Genomic DNA, 17057 nt, shown 5'->3' with positions numbered 1-17057 from the left:
GCTAGGAATCACCATGGTTGTCTGTGTCGATATTCTTGTAGTGCAGGGCAGAGATCTGTTCGGAAACAATACCAATCAGAAAAGTGAAGATCGCCGAAATGAACAGCAGCGCACTCATGTTGGTGAAGCGGCCGGCGGTCAGGTAGGTGTACAGGTAATAGCTGATTCCCGTCAGGAAGAAGGCCGCGCTGATCGGCAGGAACAGCTTCTGCGGAGAGAACAGCGTGCCGATCTTGATGATGATCAGAAGAAACCGCAGCCCGTCCCGCAGAGGCCGGATATGGCTTGCCCCGCCGCTGCGGCGTGGTGAGTGGATCGGCACATAAGCCACGCTGTAACCGGCCCTGAAAAAACTCATGGTGATGGTGGTCGGGTAGGAGAATCCGTCCGGCAGCAAATACAGAAACTGGCGGAAGCGGGCTGCACGCACCACCCGGAACCCGGAAGTGAGATCGTCGATGGGTTGAGCCACCATCCAGCTGGCAAAACGGCTGAACACATCATTTGCCGCTGCACGGTGCAGGCCAGCTTGTGAGCCTGCCTGCCGCGCGCCCACAACCATGTCGTGGCCCTGATGGAATGTCTCCAGCAAGGCGGGTATGTCGTCCGGTTTATGCTGCCCATCGGCATCCATGAAAACAATGACCTCGCCCCTTGCTGCGCGGGCGCCGGTCTTGATGGCCGCACCGTTGCCTTTGGGGTGATGGTGGCGCAGATGGATCACCCCGGCATCGGCGCAGACGGCGGGCGTCTCGTCGGTTGAGCCATCGTCGACCACGATGATTTCGGCGCCAGGCATGAGTGACACCACACGGGGCAGAATCCCGCGCAGCCCGACCGCCTCGTTCCGGGCGGGGATCACAATGGAAATGAGCGCTGTTGGGTTCATGGTTGAATGGGCCGATGAGCTTAGTGTGCCGCAGCTTTCAGGGCAAGCTGCAATTCTGTGAAGGTTTGACGCTCGCCAGGAGACAGATCCCGTACCTGAAGTCCGGTCAACAGTTTTTTCGCCTGCGGGTACTCCCCTGAAATGATCAGCAGCTGAATCCATTTCAGGCGATTGCTTGGGTGGGACGGATGCAGGTCCAGGGATTTCTTCAATGCCTCCCGTGCGGCGGCAATGTCCTGCTCACGCAGCCACAGGTAATCGGCGTGCCACGAGTGAAGGGCAACTCTCACCCCCGGCGAGACCCCGGGGTTGGCCAGGGCAGCAGCGAAGAGACGGTCCATGTCCGACCTCACAAGGCAGAGCGACCCGTCAATGGACAGCTCTTTCAGGTTGTAGAGAACCGTCATGTCGCCAGGAGCAAACGGTGTGCGGCGCAGACGGCGTGCCAACTCATCCAGATCAGAGGGCCTGACAGGAATCCCGGCCCTGCAATTCAGATGAAGCAGACCCAGCCAGTTCATCTTGAGGTTGCGATCCAGTTCGCCGGCGATTTCATAATGCCGGCGTGCAAAGGAGTAGGTGGGCAACGCCGCCGAGGCAGCCTCAGGCAGGCTGGCCAGGAAAACACCCGCTTCATGCTGCGCCCGTGCTGACTGCCGGTGGTATTGCGCCTCGATTTGCGTTCGCCGGACGTCGTCGCCGTACTGGTGGGCGCGCAACGCCGTGAGAAAGGAACAATAGACCAGCGCCGTCGCCGCCAGTGCCACCCCGCATGTCCTGAAAGCCTCCGCACGTTGGAGCGCCTGCATCAGTGCCCACCCGGCCATCAGCGCCACACCAAACAAAGGGACGTAGTTACGGTGTTCGTGGGCCAGTTCCAGCGGCAACACCGTCGATTCCAGCGCATGCCCGATCAGGAACCACGCCACACCGAAGGCCAGTACCGGCGCACGCCGTCGCGCCCCCCAGGCCAGGATGACCAGCGCAGCGAGACCTAGGAGTGCCGGTAACGTCGTCCACGGAGACATCAGCCCGGTGGACAGGACGATGTCGTCGTGGTGAAGCCCGAAGGCTTCCATCTGCGGCAAAGCCATCAACCCGAGATAGAACCAGAGCACCCGGCCCTCAGTCAGCACCCTTTCTATGAGCGAGAAGGAGCGAACCTCATAGCCTGACCACAAGTCGCTGGAGAATGGGGAGAGGAGATAACCCGCCACAGCCAGTGCAGCGAGGCCCACCAGCAGCACCAGACACCAGCCAAACCGGTCAAGCCCCGCAAGCGACGAGCGGGCACGCAGGATGGTTTCCCAGGCAAGTGCGAAAACAGGAAAGAGCAGGCCGGTTTCCTTGCTCAACACAGACAGCGGCCAGGCGACGCCCCAAGCAAGAAGCATCAACGCAACGCCTGCACGGCCGCCACGCTGGCGCGCCTCGATGTGCATCCACAGAGCACCCAGCAGGAACAGGGCAGACAGGCTGGTCATGCGCTGTACGACGTGCAGCACAGGCAACAACTGCACAGGATGCAGCAGCCAAAGCATTGCCACAAATCCGGCGGCCATCAAAGCGTTGCGGGTCTGCGCGGCGGGCAGGGCCGACGCCAGCAGGCGCCACGCCAGTCCGAAGACGAGAATGCCTGACAGCCCGTGAATTGCCAGGTTGGTGACCTTGAACGCGAACGGATCAAAGCCGCTGAAGTAATGATTGAGCGCAAAGCTCAGCTGCGCGACAGGTCGCCCAGATGGCCCGGAGCTGCCGCTCACGAGGGCCTGATGCAGTGCATCAAAAGACAGTCGATCCAGACGGACACCTTCAGCCTGGAGAATGCTGGGTCCGTCATCGAAGAAAAAGCCGCCCTGCAGTCCGGCCCAGTAAATCGCGACCAGTGCCAGGCCGGCAACAACCATGGCAATCAGGAGAGCATACCGGGTGCGCATGGTGGTGAAGCAGAAAAGAAAAAGCCCCTTGGCCTTCGCCAAGGGGCTGTCAATTGGATCAGTTGATCAGAAGTCTTTGCAGGAGCTGGGCAGGTATTTCTTGGGCACAGCGTTAGCCGTGCCGTCGGTGCCGCAAGTCCATGCCACGGTGCCAGCAGACGTGCTGCCGATGCCGCGCAGAATCATGGTTTTGCTGGCAGCGCCAGCCAGGCCGGTGTCCGTCGTGGACGTCACGATGATGTCGCCCTGGGTCGAAGAAACGCCGGTATACGCAACGCTGGCGACATAGCGCGAGCTCTGCGTCTGGACGCCCATGGAGGCCTGGTTCAGCAGCATGGTGCCCTTCTGGGAGAAGGTCTCCGACACAGCGGTACGGCCAGACGATGCGGCGAGCACCACCTCAGACACCTTGGCGCGGACCATGTAGTCCTGGTACGCAGGCAGGGCCACAGCGGCCAGAATACCGATAATCGCGACGACGATCATCAGTTCGATGAGGGTAAAACCCTGTTGCAGAGAACGCTTCATGAAAAGCTCCTTAAATGGATGGACCGAATAAAGCCAGCAGGCTGGGTTATTGTCTGCAAGTTCCATGCCGCAGTATCGCAACACCCAAAACCCACGAAACTCAAGGATTTCGCGGCGACAGCGCTGCGGCAACAGGCTTTTCTTGTCATTTCAGCGGGGTGAATTGACACTTTTGTCACCCTCACTCCGACAAGTCACATCGACTGCGTGGTCTCAGCCAATCTTTTTAATGAGCCAGGTGGTCATCTCGTCGGTGTAGTCAGATGCGACGCCGGCATCCAGCAAGGTCCACTTGAATGCATTGCCCAGCTGGGCTTTTTTGTAGGTGTTCAACTCGTGCTGCTGCTTGAACTGCACGATCTGTTTCGTCATTTTCTCAAGGACGTCGTCCACCTTTCTCGCAAAATCCTTGTCCTGCTTGTGGGATGCTTTGGGAATGCGCTCCAGAAAGAACTGGGCGAGAGATGTCCCGAATTTCTTGGCTTCAGCTGCGTCAAACCAGCTCAAAATCATGTGGCCTCCAGATGCGTTTCGTGATGATGGCATTTTCGCCATGCCGCCTGCGGAACATATCAGTCTTGGACGCGAGAATCAAACGATTCATGTTGCCGATGCGCTCAAGACAAGCAGCAAGGAGGGCTGTGGAATGGGTATTCTTGACAGCCCGGCAACAGACAGGGACATGACGCCAGCAGCTGGCACGAGGCAACGCCGGAAACCATGAACACCGCAGAACAATGGCTTGAGCAGGGCATGACATGCGAGCAGCAGGGCGATCCGCTGGAAGCCCTGCGCTGCTACGAGGCGGCTCTCGCTCTGGCGCCTGAGTTGGCACACGCCCATTTCAATCGCGGCACCATTTTGCTGGACAGTGGTGATGCGGAGGGTGCGCTGGCTGCGTTACAGAAGGCCGTACAACTCAGACCCGAATCCGCTGGAACCCATTTCAACCTGGGAGCCGCATATGTGCGGCTGGACCGCCCGAGCGAAGCGGTGCAGGCCTACCGGCAGGCGCTGGCGTTCAGGCCCGACTTCCCTGAGGCCATGATGGCACTCGGCGCTGCGCTGGAAGAGCTGGGGCGCGACGAGGAAGCCGTTCAAAGCTATGGCCGTGCGCTGACCATGAAGCCGGACTACCCCGAGGCAGACCGCAAGCTGGCCACATTACTGACCCGGCTGGAGCGGCTCGAAGAAGCTGCCGCCTGCTACCAGCGCCTGCTGGTTTTCGACCCCGGTAATGCTGATCTACTCAACCACCTCGGCGCCCTGCAGAAGAAGCTCAGGCAGCTTGATGCTGCCGCCGCCAGCTTCCGCCAGGTATTGGCGATTCAGCCTGACGACGCGCTGGCGCACAACAATCTGGCGGTGGTGCTGCGCGGCCTTGGGCAGCTTGAGGCAGCGGTCGAGAGCTACCGCAGAGCGCTTGAAGCGAAGCCGGGATTCATCGAGGCCCACCACAATCTCGGCAACGCCTACATGGATCTGGGGGAGACCGAGATGGCGCTCTCCAGCTATCGCAGCGCGCTGGCGATCAACCCCACCTTTGCAGAGTCACTCACCTGCATGGGCGTGGCCCTTCAATCGCTCAGCCGTTTTGACGAGGCCCTGGCCTGCCATCGGCAGGCGCTGGCACTCAAGCCGGACCATGCCCAAACCCACAGCAACCTTGGCATCGTGCTGCAGGAGATGGGTCAGTTTGAAGAGGCCCTCGTCAGCACACGGCGCGCGCTGGCGCTCCAGCCCGACTTCAGCGAGGCTCACAACAGCCTGCTGTTTCTGCACAACTACCTTTCAGATCAACCCCCCGACCAGTTACTGGAGGAGGCCCGGCGCTACGGTGACATGGTGGCACGCCAGGCCCGCCCGCACACCCACTGGGACAACACGCCCGAGCCGGCACGCGCCCTGCGCGTCGGCCTGGTGTCCGGAGATTTCTGCACCCACCCGGTGGGTTATTTTCTCGAAGGCGTGCTGCAGGCCCTCGCGAACTCCGACGCAAGACTGGAACTGTGGGCCTACCCCACGCGGCGATGTGACGACGATACCAGCCGCCGCCTCAGGGCCTGCTGCCATGGCTGGCATCCCGTCGTGGGCTTGTCGGACGAGGACGTCGCTGCGCAGATTCGTCAAGACGGCATCGACATCCTGATTGATCTTTCCGGCCATACCGCGCACAACCGACTCGCGGTTTTTGCCTGGAAGCCGGCACCCGTGCAGGTGTCATGGCTGGGCTACTTCGCCACCACTGGCGTGGCCGCCATCGACTACCTGATTGCCGACCCATGGACTTTGCCGCCCGGGGAGGAACAGCACTTCACCGAAAAAATATGGCGCTTGCCAGAGACCAGGCTTTGCTTCACCCCGCCTCGCGCAAGCCCCGACGTGTCAGCGCTGCCGGCGCTCGCGAACCAGCACATCACCTTCGGCTGCTTCAACAACCTGAGCAAGATGAACGACGCGGTGGTGGCGCTGTGGGCCCGGGTGCTGAATGCGGTCCCCGGCAGCCGACTGTTCCTCAAGGCCCGGCAGCTGATGGATGCCGCAACCCGGCAAGAGGTTGAGCAGCGTTTCCGGGGCCACGGCATCGGCGCAGAACGCCTGGTGATGGAGCACTACGTGCCCCGCGACAACTACCTGCGGGCCTACCACCGGATCGACATCGCCCTCGACCCGTTTCCCTATCCTGGCGGAACCACCTCGGCAGAGGCCTTGTGGATGGGTGTGCCGGTGCTCACGTTGGAAGGCGAGCGTTTCCTCTCCCGCCAGGGCGTTGGCCTGCTGATGAATGCGGGGCTGCAGGATTGGGTCGCCGTCGACATGGACGACTACGTGGCCCGGGCGGTCTCACACGCCAGTGACTTGCAGCGGCTTTCCGTGCTGCGGGCCCGTCTGCGCGGCCAGGTACAAGCATCTCCCATCTTTAATGCACCACGCTTTGCGATGCATTTTGAAGTGGCCCTGCGCGGCATGTGGCAGGCGTGGTGTGAACAGCGCAACGTGCGCACCGCCGCACTTTGAGGAATGTGATGCCAGTTGCCAACCCCTTGTCCGCAAGCGCCGATCCGGGCCAGGAGGCAACGGCAGCGGGTCTGCTCGAGCAGGGCCTGGCACTTGAACAGCAGGGCCAGCCAGACGACGCGCTGCAACATTACGAAGCCGCCTTGCGCCTGATACCGACACTGGCGCGCGCACATTTTCTGCGCGGAACCATCCTGCTGGATCGCGGTGATGCGGCAGACGCACTTCTGGCTTTTCGGGAGGCGCTGCGATACAAGCCGGATTCGGCAGGTGCCCATTTCAATCTGGGTGCCGCCTATACGCGGCTGGGCCGTCACGAAGAGGCGATCGCAGCTTATCGGTACTCGCTCGCGCTCAAGCCGGATTTTGCGGAGGCTGAAGTGGCACTTGCGGCAAGCCTGGAAGAACTGGGGCAGAACGAGCAGGCCATCGCAGCGTATCGCCGCGCCCTGGTTCTGGAGGAAAACCATGCCGAGGCCCAGAACAAGCTCGCCCATCTTCTGGTTCGACTGGACCGCTTTGACGAGGCCGCAGTGTGCTTTCGCCAGATCCTGGCAAGAAACCCACACCAAGTTGATGCACTCAACAGCCTGGGATTGATCCTCACGCTTCGCGGGCAATTGCAGGACGCGGTGCGTCAATTCCGCCTGGCCATTCAAATCAAGCCCGATTTCCTGGCCGCACATGGCAATCTGGGCAACGCACTGATGGATTTGCACCAGTTCAAGGATGCAGCCGAAAGCTACCGCCGGGTGCTGGAGCTCAACCCCCAGAGCGCTGATGCACACAACAACCTGGGAACCACGTTCAAGGACCTCGGGCAGCTGGACAAGGCCCTGGCCAGCTACCGCACGGCCATGGAACTCAACCCCCAACTGGCAGTCGCGCACAGCAACCTCTTGATGGTGCAAAACTACCTTTCAGCACAGCCGCCGCATGAGCTGCTGGCCGAGGCACGCCGCTTTGGTGAAACCGTGTCGAGGCTGGCGCTTGCAGCCCAACCGACACCTCCGCCCACATCGGCAGCGTGGAAGAACAGCCCCGTCAGAGACCGATGTCTGCGCGTCGGCATGGTGTCTGCCGACCTCTGTGCACACCCGGTGGGCTACTTTGTGGAGGGTGTGCTGGCAGCGCTGGCGACGCAGGCGTCGGGGCGTCTGGAGATGTTTGCCTACTCCAACACGCTAGCGACTGATACCGTGACGGCGCGGATCCAGTCTCACCTCAAGGGCTGGCACTGCGTTGCAGACGACTCGGATACGTCCCTCGTGGACCGCATCCGGAACGACCAGATCGACATCCTGATCGACCTGTCCGGCCACACCGGTGGCAACCGCCTGCCCGTGTTTGCACGCCGGGCCGCGCCTGTACAGATCAGCTGGCTGGGTTACTTCGCCACCACGGGTGTGCAGGCCATCGACTACCTGATTGCCGACCCGTGGACGCTGCCAGAGGCGCTCGAAAACCAGTTCACGGAGAAAATCCTGCGCCTGCCGGAAACCCGCCTTTGCTTCACCGCACCCACCCTCGAAGTGAAAGTCACCCCATTGCCTGCCGCAGTCAACGGGTACCTGACGTTCGCCTGCTTCAATGCGTTGCCGAAGATGAACGACGCGGTGGTAGCCCTCTGGGCGCGCGTTCTCAAAGGGGTACCGGGCAGTCGCCTGCATCTGATGGCGCCCCAGCTGAGCGAGCCCTCGACCCGGGACGAAACGCTCAGACGCTTCGGCGCACACGGCATCCCGACAGCACGGCTCATCATTCGCGGCCCTGTCCCGCGTGATCAGTATCTGGCAACCTATCAGCAGGTGGACATTGCACTTGATCCCTTTCCCTATACGGGCGGTACGACCACGGTAGAAGCGCTCTGGATGGGTGTGCCTGTCCTGACCCTGGCGGGCACTACTTTTCTTTCGCGGCAAGGCGTCGGATTCCTGATGAACGCAGGTCTCCCGGAATGGATCGCTGACAGCGAAGACGATTACGTGCAGCGGGCGATTGCCCATGCAAGCAATCTGCCGGCGCTGGCGCGGCTGCGTGCAGGTTTACGCTCGCAGGTGCTGGCCTCGCCTGTATTTGATGCCCCGAGATTTGCCCGGCATTTTGAAGCCGCGCTGCGAAACGTCTGGCAACAATGGTGCGAACAACATCCCGGCAGCCGCGCAGCTGCATACCCCGAAGACCACTGACCTCCGCAAGCCATGGAAACCAACGACACGTCACCCACGATCAGCAGGCAGGCGGTGTCTGCAACAGAACCCACCGTAGAACAGCTGCTTGAACAGGGCATGGCATTGGAAAAGCGGGGTCAAACCGATGCCGCCTTACAGTGCTATGACTCGGCAATTGCACTGATGCCTGAACTGGCGCGGGCCCATTTCAACCGGGGTACCCTGCTGCTCGATCGCGGTGAAGCGCAGGCAGCCTTGCAGGCGCTGCACACAGCCGTTCACTACAAGCCCGACTCGGCCGGTGCGCACTTCAACATCGGTGCAGCGCACGCGCGCCTGGACAACCATGAAGCGGCCCTCGCAGCCTATGGCCAGGCACTGGCGCTTCGACCCGAGTTCGCAGAAGCTGCCATCGCCATGGGCTCGGAGCTGGAAGCACTGGGGCAACATGAAGACGCTGTTGAGAGCTATCGCCGTGCCCTGAAAGCCAGCCCTGGCGACATGGACACGCACGCCAAGCTGATTGACGCTTTGAAACGGCTGGGACAGCATGAGGCGCTTGCGCAGGCGTACGGCGACGCGCTGGCATGCGCGCCCGATGATGTGGACCTGCTCTACGAGCGCGGAATGGTGTTGTGGTACTTGGGTCGCCTCCATGATGCCGCCAGCAGCTTTCGTCGGGCAACAGAACTCCGACCCGGTTTTGTGGATGCGCATTGCAGCCTGGGCGATGTCTGCATGGCCTTGCAGCTGTTCAACGACGCGGTAGCCAGCTACAGGTGGGTACTGGAGATGGAACCCAACAATGCGGGCGTGTACACCAACCTTGGGTCTGCATTCAAGGATTTGGGACAGCTGGAAGAGGCGCTGGCGAACTACCGTCGCGCACTGGCCATCCGGCCTGACTTTTCAGTCGCCCACAGCAATCTGCTGTTGATCCAGCACCTGCTGGCCAGTCACTCGCAGGATGAGTTGCTGGAAGAGGCCAAACGCTTTGGGGCCACGGTGACCCGGCTCGCGCCTGCCTCCGCCGCCCTGCAAAACCGCCCGGACCCAGAGCGGACCCTGCGGGTCGGTTTTGTCTCAGCCGACCTGCGCTCGCATCCCGTCGGCTATTTCATCGAGAACGTCCTCGCGGCACTTTCCGCCGAGGCCACCCGTCGCCTGACCCTGTTTGCTTACGCCAACGCCACCAGCGCAGACGAGGTCACTGAACGGCTCAAGCGCCACTTTGCCGGGGGCTGGCATTCTGTGGTCGGCATGACCGACGAAGCCATGGATCAGCGCATCCGTGACGACGCCATCGACATCCTGATCGACCTCTCTGGACACACCGGAAAGAACCGTCTGCCTGTGTTCGCACGAAAGCCTGCGCCGGTGCAAATCAGCTGGCTGGGTTATTTCGCGACCACGGGTGTGCCGGCCATGGACTATCTGATTGCGGATCCCTGGACACTGCCCCCCACGCTGGAGGGGCACTTCACCGAGAAAATCCTGCGCCTGCCGGAAACGCGGCTTTGCTTCACGGCTCCCAATCTGGATCTGAACGTCATCTCACTGCCCGCGCTACGCAACGGTTATGTCACGTTTGCCTGCTTCAATGCCTTGCCCAAAATGAATGATGCCGTGGTCGCTTTGTGGGCACGGGTGCTGCACGCCGTTCCACAGAGCCGCCTGCACCTGATGGCACCGCAGCTCGGCGACAGTGCGGCGCGGGCCACCGTGGTCGCACGTTATGCAGCGCACGGCATCGAGTCTGGACGCCTTATTCTGCAAGGCGCTGTGCCGCGCGCAGACTACCTGGCCACCTACCGCAAGGTTGACCTCGCCCTCGACCCGTTTCCATACACGGGAGGCACCACCACAGCAGAGGCTTTGTGGATGGGTGTGCCGGTTCTGACGCTGGCAGGAAGCAGCTTTCTCTCGCGTCAGGGGGTGGGCATGATGATGAACGCCGGATTGCCGGACTGGGTGGCCAACGACCCGGAAGACTACCTGCAGCGGGCGATCACACACGCAAACAACCTGCCGCGCCTGGCGGTGCTGCGGGCTGGCTTGCGAAAGCAGGTACTGGAGTCACCCCTCTTCGACGCACCACGTTTTGCAAGGCATCTTGAAGCAGCCCTGCGCACCGTCTGGAAAGACTGGTGCCAGACCACGAACGCCCCGAGGACTTGACCAGTCCGTTGCGTTGCGCAGCCCCCTCTGCAGAAACGATGCTCGTCACCGCGGTCAGGGTTGCAGGTTCCAGGTGCTTTTAAACAGCGCGTACTGCTCTTCGGTCGGCTCGGTCTTGAATGCCAGTGCGTGCACCGCCAGTTGCCAGTTGGTGCTGATGAAGACCTTGGCAAATCCGCCATCGCTCAGGATTTTTGCGAGTGATTTGGGCGTGAATCCGGTTTTGTGCGCGTAGAAGTCCTGGCCACTGTTCTGGATCTCGGACTGCAGGCCATAGACCACGTCGTGCGCAGTGATGGGCCCTGCCGCGCTCTGGTACAGCACATCGTCCAGCTCAAGCTGCCGCTCCCTCAGCGCCTCCATGACCTGTGCAATGTCCGGAACACACACCTCGGCAAAACCGGTGTCATTGAGGATGTGGTGAAAGCCGCGCACCACATTCAGGCCGTCATGGCGGTAGTAATGCTCCAGGTTGTGAGAGCAGTACACCGCGTCGTACAGGCCTCCTGGCAGCTTTTCCAGCTCACGGGCATCACACACAATGTCGGGCGCACCGCGCGGGTCAATGTCGAGCAGGTCATGCTGCCAGCCTGAAAAGTAACTGGGAATGGGCGTGCGCTTCGAGCCGCCACCCACGTTCAAAACGCGCTTTCCTGCAGGCGCCAGCTCGGACACTTCGCCTGCGGGCGGCTCTGCATGCTGCTGCTTGGGCGCGAAGAAAATATCCTTGAGCAACGAGGTCAGTATCACACCGGGTTCCTGTCATTTGGCATGGTTGTCACCAACGCCGATTGTCCACGAATGAGCGATCTGGCTGCTTACTTGATACACACCGACCGCACCATCTTCAGGTCGGTCAGACCCATCAGCACTTTTTCCATGCCGTCCATTTTCAGTGTCCGCATGCCGCTGCTGAGGGCGCTGGCAAACAGTTCGGCGACGCGGGCGCGCTCCTGGATCAGCTTTTTGAGCTGGTCGTCGGCGATCATCAGCTCGTGCAGGCCGATACGGCCCTTGTAGCCGGTCTTGTTGCACTTGTCGCAGCCGACAGCCCGGTACAGCTTGAGGCCGCCGTCCTTGCCATAGCGCGTCATCCAGTCGTCGAGCAGCTGCTGCGCCTCGCCACCCGGGTCGGCCTTCCAGGCCTCGGTGTTGCGGAGTTCTTCGGAGTACTCCTTGATGAAGTCCTTGATCTCCTGCGAGCTGGCCACATACGACTCCTTGCAATCGCACAGCTTTTTGGCCAGCCGTTGCGCAAGGATACCCAGCAGGGCGTCGGCAAAATTGAACGGGTCCATGCCCATGTCCAGCAGCCGGGTGATGGACTCAGGCGCCGAATTGGTGTGCAGCGTGGAGAACACCATGTGGCCGGTGAGCGAGGCCTCCACGCCCATCGACACGGTTTCCTTGTCGCGTGACTCGCCGACCATGATGATGTCGGGGTCGGCACGCAGGAAGGCGCGCATCACCAGCGCGAAGTCAATGCCCGCCTTCTTGTTGACCTGAACCTGGCGCAGGCCTTTCTGCGTGATCTCCACCGGGTCCTCGGCGGTCCAGATCTTGGTGTCGGGCGTGTTGAGGAATTTCAGGATGGAGTGCAGCGTGGTCGTCTTGCCCGAACCGGTGGGGCCGCACACGTAGAACAGGCCGTAGGGCTTGGACACGGTCTTTTCCAGCCGGTCCTTGTTGTGGTCGGTCAGGCCGAGTTTTTCCAGCGGGATGGGTTCGCCAGCGGCCAGAATCCGCATCACCACGTCTTCCACACCGCCTGCTGACGGAATGGTGGCGACCCGTAGCTCAATGTCCAGCGGACCGTATTTCTTGAACTTGATCTTTCCGTCCTGCGGCTTGCGCTTTTCGGAAATGTCGAGGTCGCACATGATCTTCAGCCGTGTCACCATGGCCTGCCGAAACTGTGCCGGCACTTCGATGTAGGGCTGCAGCGTGCCGTCGATGCGGAAGCGGATGCCGGTCTTGGCCTTGCCGGGCATCGGCTCGATGTGGATGTCCGAGACCTTCTGGTTGTAGGCGTCGATGATGACCTTGTTGACGAACTTCACCAGCTCGTTGTCGGCTGCGGCCGACTCCAGCAGCGAATCATCTCCGGAGTCGCCGTCCAGCGGTGAATCCATGTCAGCCAGCAACTGGTCGATGGAGCTGCCTTCACCGGCCAAGCCAAACAGCTGGCCCAGCGTTTCCTCGAACTCGGTCTGCGTGGTCACCCGGTAGGCGAACTTGGCCGTGCGGGGAAACACCTGCGGCACCACCCGCGCACCGCGTACCGCCTCGGGGTCCAGGCACATGATGAGCAGGCCCTCTGGCGTGTCTTCCAGCGGCATCCAGCCCTGCTGCTCGATGAAATCGCGCTTGAGGGGGCCATGCAGTACCTCGGAGCGGATGCGTCCTGGATTGAACGGCTCGTAGGTCACGCCAAAAAAGCGCGACAGCGAGGCGCCGATCTGTGCCGGGCGGATGCTGTACTTGCCCATCAGGATGTGCTCGACGGACTTGCCGCCCTCGCGGGCCTCCTGCACACACTCCTGCAGATCGCTCTGGGTCAGCACGCCTGCAGTCACCAGTCCGTCGTATTTCGTCGCCTTGCGCCGCTGCTGCTCGTCGGCCTTCTGCATGCGCTGGCGGATCGCAATGCCCAGCGTCTTGCACAACTGACTGGCGCCGTCTTCCTCCAGCTTGCCGAAGGGCTGATCGCTGCGGTTGTTGATGACCTGCAGCACGCCGTAGAGCGTGTCGCCGTCCATCACCGGCGCCACCAGCATCTGCTTGGTGCGGTAGCCGGAACGCTTGTCCACTTCCTTGAGAAAGCTGAGCGCTGGATGGATTTTCTTGAGCGCCGCGTCGTCGTACACGTCAGCGATGTTGACCATGGCCCGCGACATCGCCACATAGCCGGCGATGCTCTGGGGGCTGATGGGCAGCTTCAGGTCCTTGCTGGTGTTCAGACCGGTCTTGACCTTGGAGGTGATGGAGCTGCGGTCTTCATTGACCGCATAGAGCGTCAGCCGGTCTGCATTGAACAGCTTGCAGATGTCCTGGCTGGCATCGAGCATGATCTGGTCGATGTTCTCGGTTTCATAGATGCGGTTGGTGACCAGCTGCAGCTGTCTGAAGTACAGCGCCTCGAAGGTGACGCCGCGCTCCTGCGGCGGCAGCATCTGGGAGTCAAAGAACGCGTCCTGGGGATCGCGTTGCATAACAGCAGTCATAGTTCGAACTCCTGACCCGCTCTCAACCAGCGGATATCGTGTGTGACATTGGGGCCCATTGGGCGAGTCTGGTCGAAACCCTGGATTTCCGCCATGATCAATTCGGTCTCGGCGGGCTTGGTGTGGGTGATGTAGATCGGATAGTTCTTGTCGCGGGCGATGCAGTCCAGTTCAGTGGCCAGTACTTTGGGCGAGAGGTGAAGACTCAGCTTGGCCAGCTCCCGCTCGCGGTTGCTGAAGGCGGTCTCGATCACCAGCATCGCCACGTCAAGCTGGTTGATGCGCTTCCAGAGCGCCGGGTTTTCCTCGGTGTCACCCGTGAACACCCAGCAGCCCTTGCGACCACCAATCGCATAGCCCACCGCCGGCACGGTGTGGACCGCCGGCAGCACCTCCACCGGCTTGCCGCCCAGCACCAGCGTCTGCCCCAGCTCCAGCGGATGAAAGCTGATGAAGGGCGCTTCCGGCGTCGGAATGCGCGAGAAGTCGGGCCAGATGGTGTTGTTGAAGATGTGCGCCTTCAGCGCGTCAATCGTGCCCTGCAGGGCATGGATCTGCACCGGCCGGGTTCGGCGCGAGGCGATCGCGTCCACCATCAGGGGCAGGGCGGCGACGTGGTCGAGGTGGGAATGGGTCAGCAGCACGTGATCGACGGCGGCCATCTCGTCGAGCGTGAGGTCTCCCACGCCGGTGCCGGCATCGACGAGCAGGTTGTCGTCCAGCAGAAAAGACGTGGTGCGGCAGTCCCTGGCAATGGCGCCTGAACAGCCGAGTACGCGTACTTTCATGGGTGTTTCCAGTTGGCCCCGCGCAAATCCGCGCGTTACTTCGTTTCAAAATTGGTTGCGCCATCCCAGCCGGGATCGAAAGGCAGCAACCGCATCGAGGCTACACGCTCTGCGTACAGGCGGTAGAGGTACTTTTCACCATTCATCTTCTGCAGGTTCAGCAGATGCAGATCGCATGCCTCCCAATCCTGCGTGCGGTAGGCCTTCAGGGCCAGGCTCCAGGTCTTGAGCTCCAGCGCATCGTCGCCGGTCGGCTGGGCCACCGCCAGCGGCCAGAAAATCGCCACTGCGTGATCTTTGCCCTTCACGCGCACTTTGTCCAGCTCTTGCCAGACAAAGTCGCCGGCCAGCTTGCGGGTGGACTCGCTGACGATGATGTCGACCCCGTAGATTTTGGACAGGCCCTCCAGGCGCGAGCCCAGGTTCACCGCATCGCCGATCACGGTGTAGCTGCGGCGGATGTCCGAGCCCATGTCGCCCACGCACATGGTGCCGGTGTTCAGGCCGATGCCGATGCCGATCTCGGGCAAGCCCTTGCTGCGGTGGTCGATGTTGATCTGGCGCACGATGGCCGACATGCCGAGTGCCGCCTTCACCGCGAGGCTGGCGTGTCCGGGGGTTTCAACCGGGGCGCCCCAGAATGCCATCACGCAGTCGCCCATGTATTTGTCGATGGTGCCCCGGTGGGCGCGGATCACCCCGGTCAACTGGCTGAACACGCTGTTGAGAAGCGCCTGCAGCTGGGTGGGATCCATGGTTTCTGACATCTTGGTGAAGCCGCGCATGTCGCAGAACATCACCGTCAGCTCCTTGGACGTGGCCTTCATCGAGTAGCTGTCCGGGTCCTTCACCATTTCGTCGACCAGTTCGGGGGGCACGTAGGTCCCGAACAGGTGGGCCAGCTCCCGTTTGGAGCGGCTTTCCACGAAGTAGCCGTAGCTCATGTTCAGCGCAAACGCCGTCACCGCCATCACCAGCGCGCCCGCCAGCGGCAACACCAGCCCGTAGCCGGCATAGAGCCAGAAGTTCAAGCCCGCCAGCGCCGCAATCACGGCCGCGCTTGCCAGAACCGCCCGCAGGGCCGACAGCAGGGGCAAGGTGAACGCGAGAACCAGGCCGGACAACAGCAGCACAACCAGCTCGAAACCCATCGCGTAATCCGGTCGGACCAAGGTCTTGCCGTCGAGCAGGCCCGAGATCACGTTGGCGTGCGTTTCGACGCCGGGGTAGGTCTCGCCGACTGGCGTCACCCGCAGGTCGAGCAAACCGGGGGCAGTGGTGCCAACCAGCACAATCTTGTCCTTCAGCGTCTCTGGCGGCAGGCGACGGGCAATCAGATCGGCTGCCGGGATGTACTTGAAGGAGCCGCCCTTGACGCCTCCATTTCCCCGGAAGGGCACCAGCGTCGCAACCCGGTCATCGACCGGAATCGCCAGTTGTTTGCCGTCCTGCGTCAGCAGGATGCTCTCCAGCCCGTGGTAGCCGCGGGTGAGCAGTTTCTGCGGCGGGAACCCGGGCTCGACCTTGGGCATTCCTGCGAGCATGCGGAACATGGCCAGCGACAGCGATTCGTAATACTGGCCCTTGAACTCCGCCACCAGCGGAAGCGACCGCACCACGCCGTCGCCATCGGTGATGGAGTTGAAAAAGCCGCCCAAGGGTGCGGCCTTGCCCAGCTGCTCGATGTTGGCGCCGTAGCCATTCCACACCGTGAAGCGGATCGGCCGCCCGGCCAGCGCTTCCTTCTGCATCACTGGCGCCGGCAGGTGGCCGTTCACCCGGCCATCGCGGTCGCTGGTGAAGTAATAGCCCAGCACCACCGGACGCTGTGAAATGGCTTTGGCCAGCAGCGCGTCGTAGTCGAGGCTGCCCTGCAGCTGATTGAGTTTCTCGGCGAAGCCAGGCTGGTCCTTGAGCTCGGCCTGGGCCAGTTGCCTGAGCTGCTTGAGGCCGGAGCTGTCGTCCGGCTCGGCGAACACGACGTCAAAACCGATCAGCGCCGCGCGCTGCCGGCCATGAAGCTCATCGACCAGATCGGCCACCTTGTTGCGGCTCCAGGGCCAGCGTCCGATCTCGGCCAGGCTCTGCTCGTCGATATCAACAATGACGATACGGTCGTCCAGCGTGCCGGGCATGGTGGCCCGCAGGCGCGCGTCGTAGATGATGTTGTCCAGGCGCTCCAGCACGCCGACGTGCAGCACGCCAGCCGCGTGCATCAGCGCAAAAACCAGCGGAATCAGTGTGACGGCGATGCGCGGCCAGTGCCTGGAGAGAAGTCTCATGGCGGCTCCATGTCGGAGGGCTGATGAACCGTGCCGTCAGGA

The 17057-nt window shown here is 61.9% G+C and carries 11 protein-coding genes; 3 read left to right on the top strand and 8 right to left on the bottom strand.

All coding sequences use genetic code 11. From position 1 onward, the window contains the following. Position 1: 1 nt before the first annotated feature. The 4 genes from AAG793_RS14115 to AAG793_RS14100 form a co-directional block, all read right to left on the bottom strand. On the bottom strand, positions 2-889 hold the full coding sequence (locus tag AAG793_RS14115; protein ID WP_341909231.1) for a glycosyltransferase family 2 protein: 888 nt from the start codon (positions 887-889) through the stop codon (positions 2-4). 20 nt (positions 890-909) lie between these two features. Continuing rightward, positions 910-2868: a pilus assembly protein PilF gene (locus AAG793_RS14110; protein WP_341909229.1), complete on the bottom strand. Its 1959-nt coding sequence runs from the start codon at positions 2866-2868 to the stop codon at positions 910-912. A 24-nt stretch (positions 2869-2892) separates the two neighbouring features. Further along, positions 2893-3354 carry a pilin gene (locus tag AAG793_RS14105; RefSeq protein ID WP_341909227.1) on the bottom strand — a complete coding sequence of 154 codons (462 nt, stop codon included), beginning with the start codon at positions 3352-3354 and terminating at the stop codon, positions 2893-2895. A gap of 213 nt (positions 3355-3567) precedes the next feature. Next, on the bottom strand, positions 3568-3867 hold the full coding sequence (locus AAG793_RS14100; RefSeq protein WP_341909225.1) for a hypothetical protein: 300 nt from the start codon (positions 3865-3867) through the stop codon (positions 3568-3570). Positions 3868-4074: 207 nt separating this feature from the next. On the opposite strand from AAG793_RS14100, the gene AAG793_RS14095 reads away from it, so the two are divergent. From AAG793_RS14095 to AAG793_RS14085, 3 genes are read left to right on the top strand one after another with little or no spacing between them, the layout of a single operon-like run. Continuing rightward, positions 4075-6372, top strand: a complete 2298-nt coding sequence (locus AAG793_RS14095) for a tetratricopeptide repeat protein (protein ID WP_341909223.1) — start codon at positions 4075-4077, stop codon at positions 6370-6372. A gap of 8 nt (positions 6373-6380) precedes the next feature. Next, on the top strand, positions 6381-8561 hold the full coding sequence (locus AAG793_RS14090; RefSeq protein ID WP_341909221.1) for a tetratricopeptide repeat protein: 2181 nt from the start codon (positions 6381-6383) through the stop codon (positions 8559-8561). A 12-nt stretch (positions 8562-8573) separates the two neighbouring features. Further along, positions 8574-10721 carry a tetratricopeptide repeat protein gene (locus AAG793_RS14085; protein ID WP_341909220.1) on the top strand — a complete coding sequence of 716 codons (2148 nt, stop codon included), beginning with the start codon at positions 8574-8576 and terminating at the stop codon, positions 10719-10721. A 54-nt stretch (positions 10722-10775) separates the two neighbouring features. Here AAG793_RS14085 and AAG793_RS14080 read toward each other — a convergent pair whose 3' ends face one another. The 4 genes from AAG793_RS14080 to AAG793_RS14065 all read right to left on the bottom strand — a co-directional run bounded on the left by AAG793_RS14080 (position 10776) and on the right by AAG793_RS14065 (position 17015). After that, positions 10776-11471 (bottom strand): hypothetical protein, encoded by a 696-nt coding sequence (locus AAG793_RS14080; RefSeq protein ID WP_341909218.1) that lies wholly within the window; start codon positions 11469-11471, stop codon positions 10776-10778. Positions 11472-11539: 68 nt separating this feature from the next. Then, positions 11540-13945 carry a GspE/PulE family protein gene (locus AAG793_RS14075; protein ID WP_341909216.1) on the bottom strand — a complete coding sequence of 802 codons (2406 nt, stop codon included), beginning with the start codon at positions 13943-13945 and terminating at the stop codon, positions 11540-11542. Beyond that, positions 13942-14733, bottom strand: a complete 792-nt coding sequence (locus AAG793_RS14070) for a 3',5'-cyclic-nucleotide phosphodiesterase (RefSeq protein ID WP_341909214.1) — start codon at positions 14731-14733, stop codon at positions 13942-13944. Before AAG793_RS14070 ends, AAG793_RS14075 begins: the two co-directional genes overlap by 4 nt. A gap of 35 nt (positions 14734-14768) precedes the next feature. Further along, positions 14769-17015 carry an adenylate/guanylate cyclase domain-containing protein gene (locus tag AAG793_RS14065; protein WP_341909212.1) on the bottom strand — a complete coding sequence of 749 codons (2247 nt, stop codon included), beginning with the start codon at positions 17013-17015 and terminating at the stop codon, positions 14769-14771. Positions 17016-17057 lie beyond the last annotated feature (42 nt).

The organism is Polaromonas sp. YR568 (genome assembly GCF_943372955.1).
Lineage (GTDB): Bacteria > Pseudomonadota > Gammaproteobacteria > Burkholderiales > Burkholderiaceae_C > Polaromonas.
This window is presented reverse-complemented; position numbering and strand designations above follow the sequence as displayed.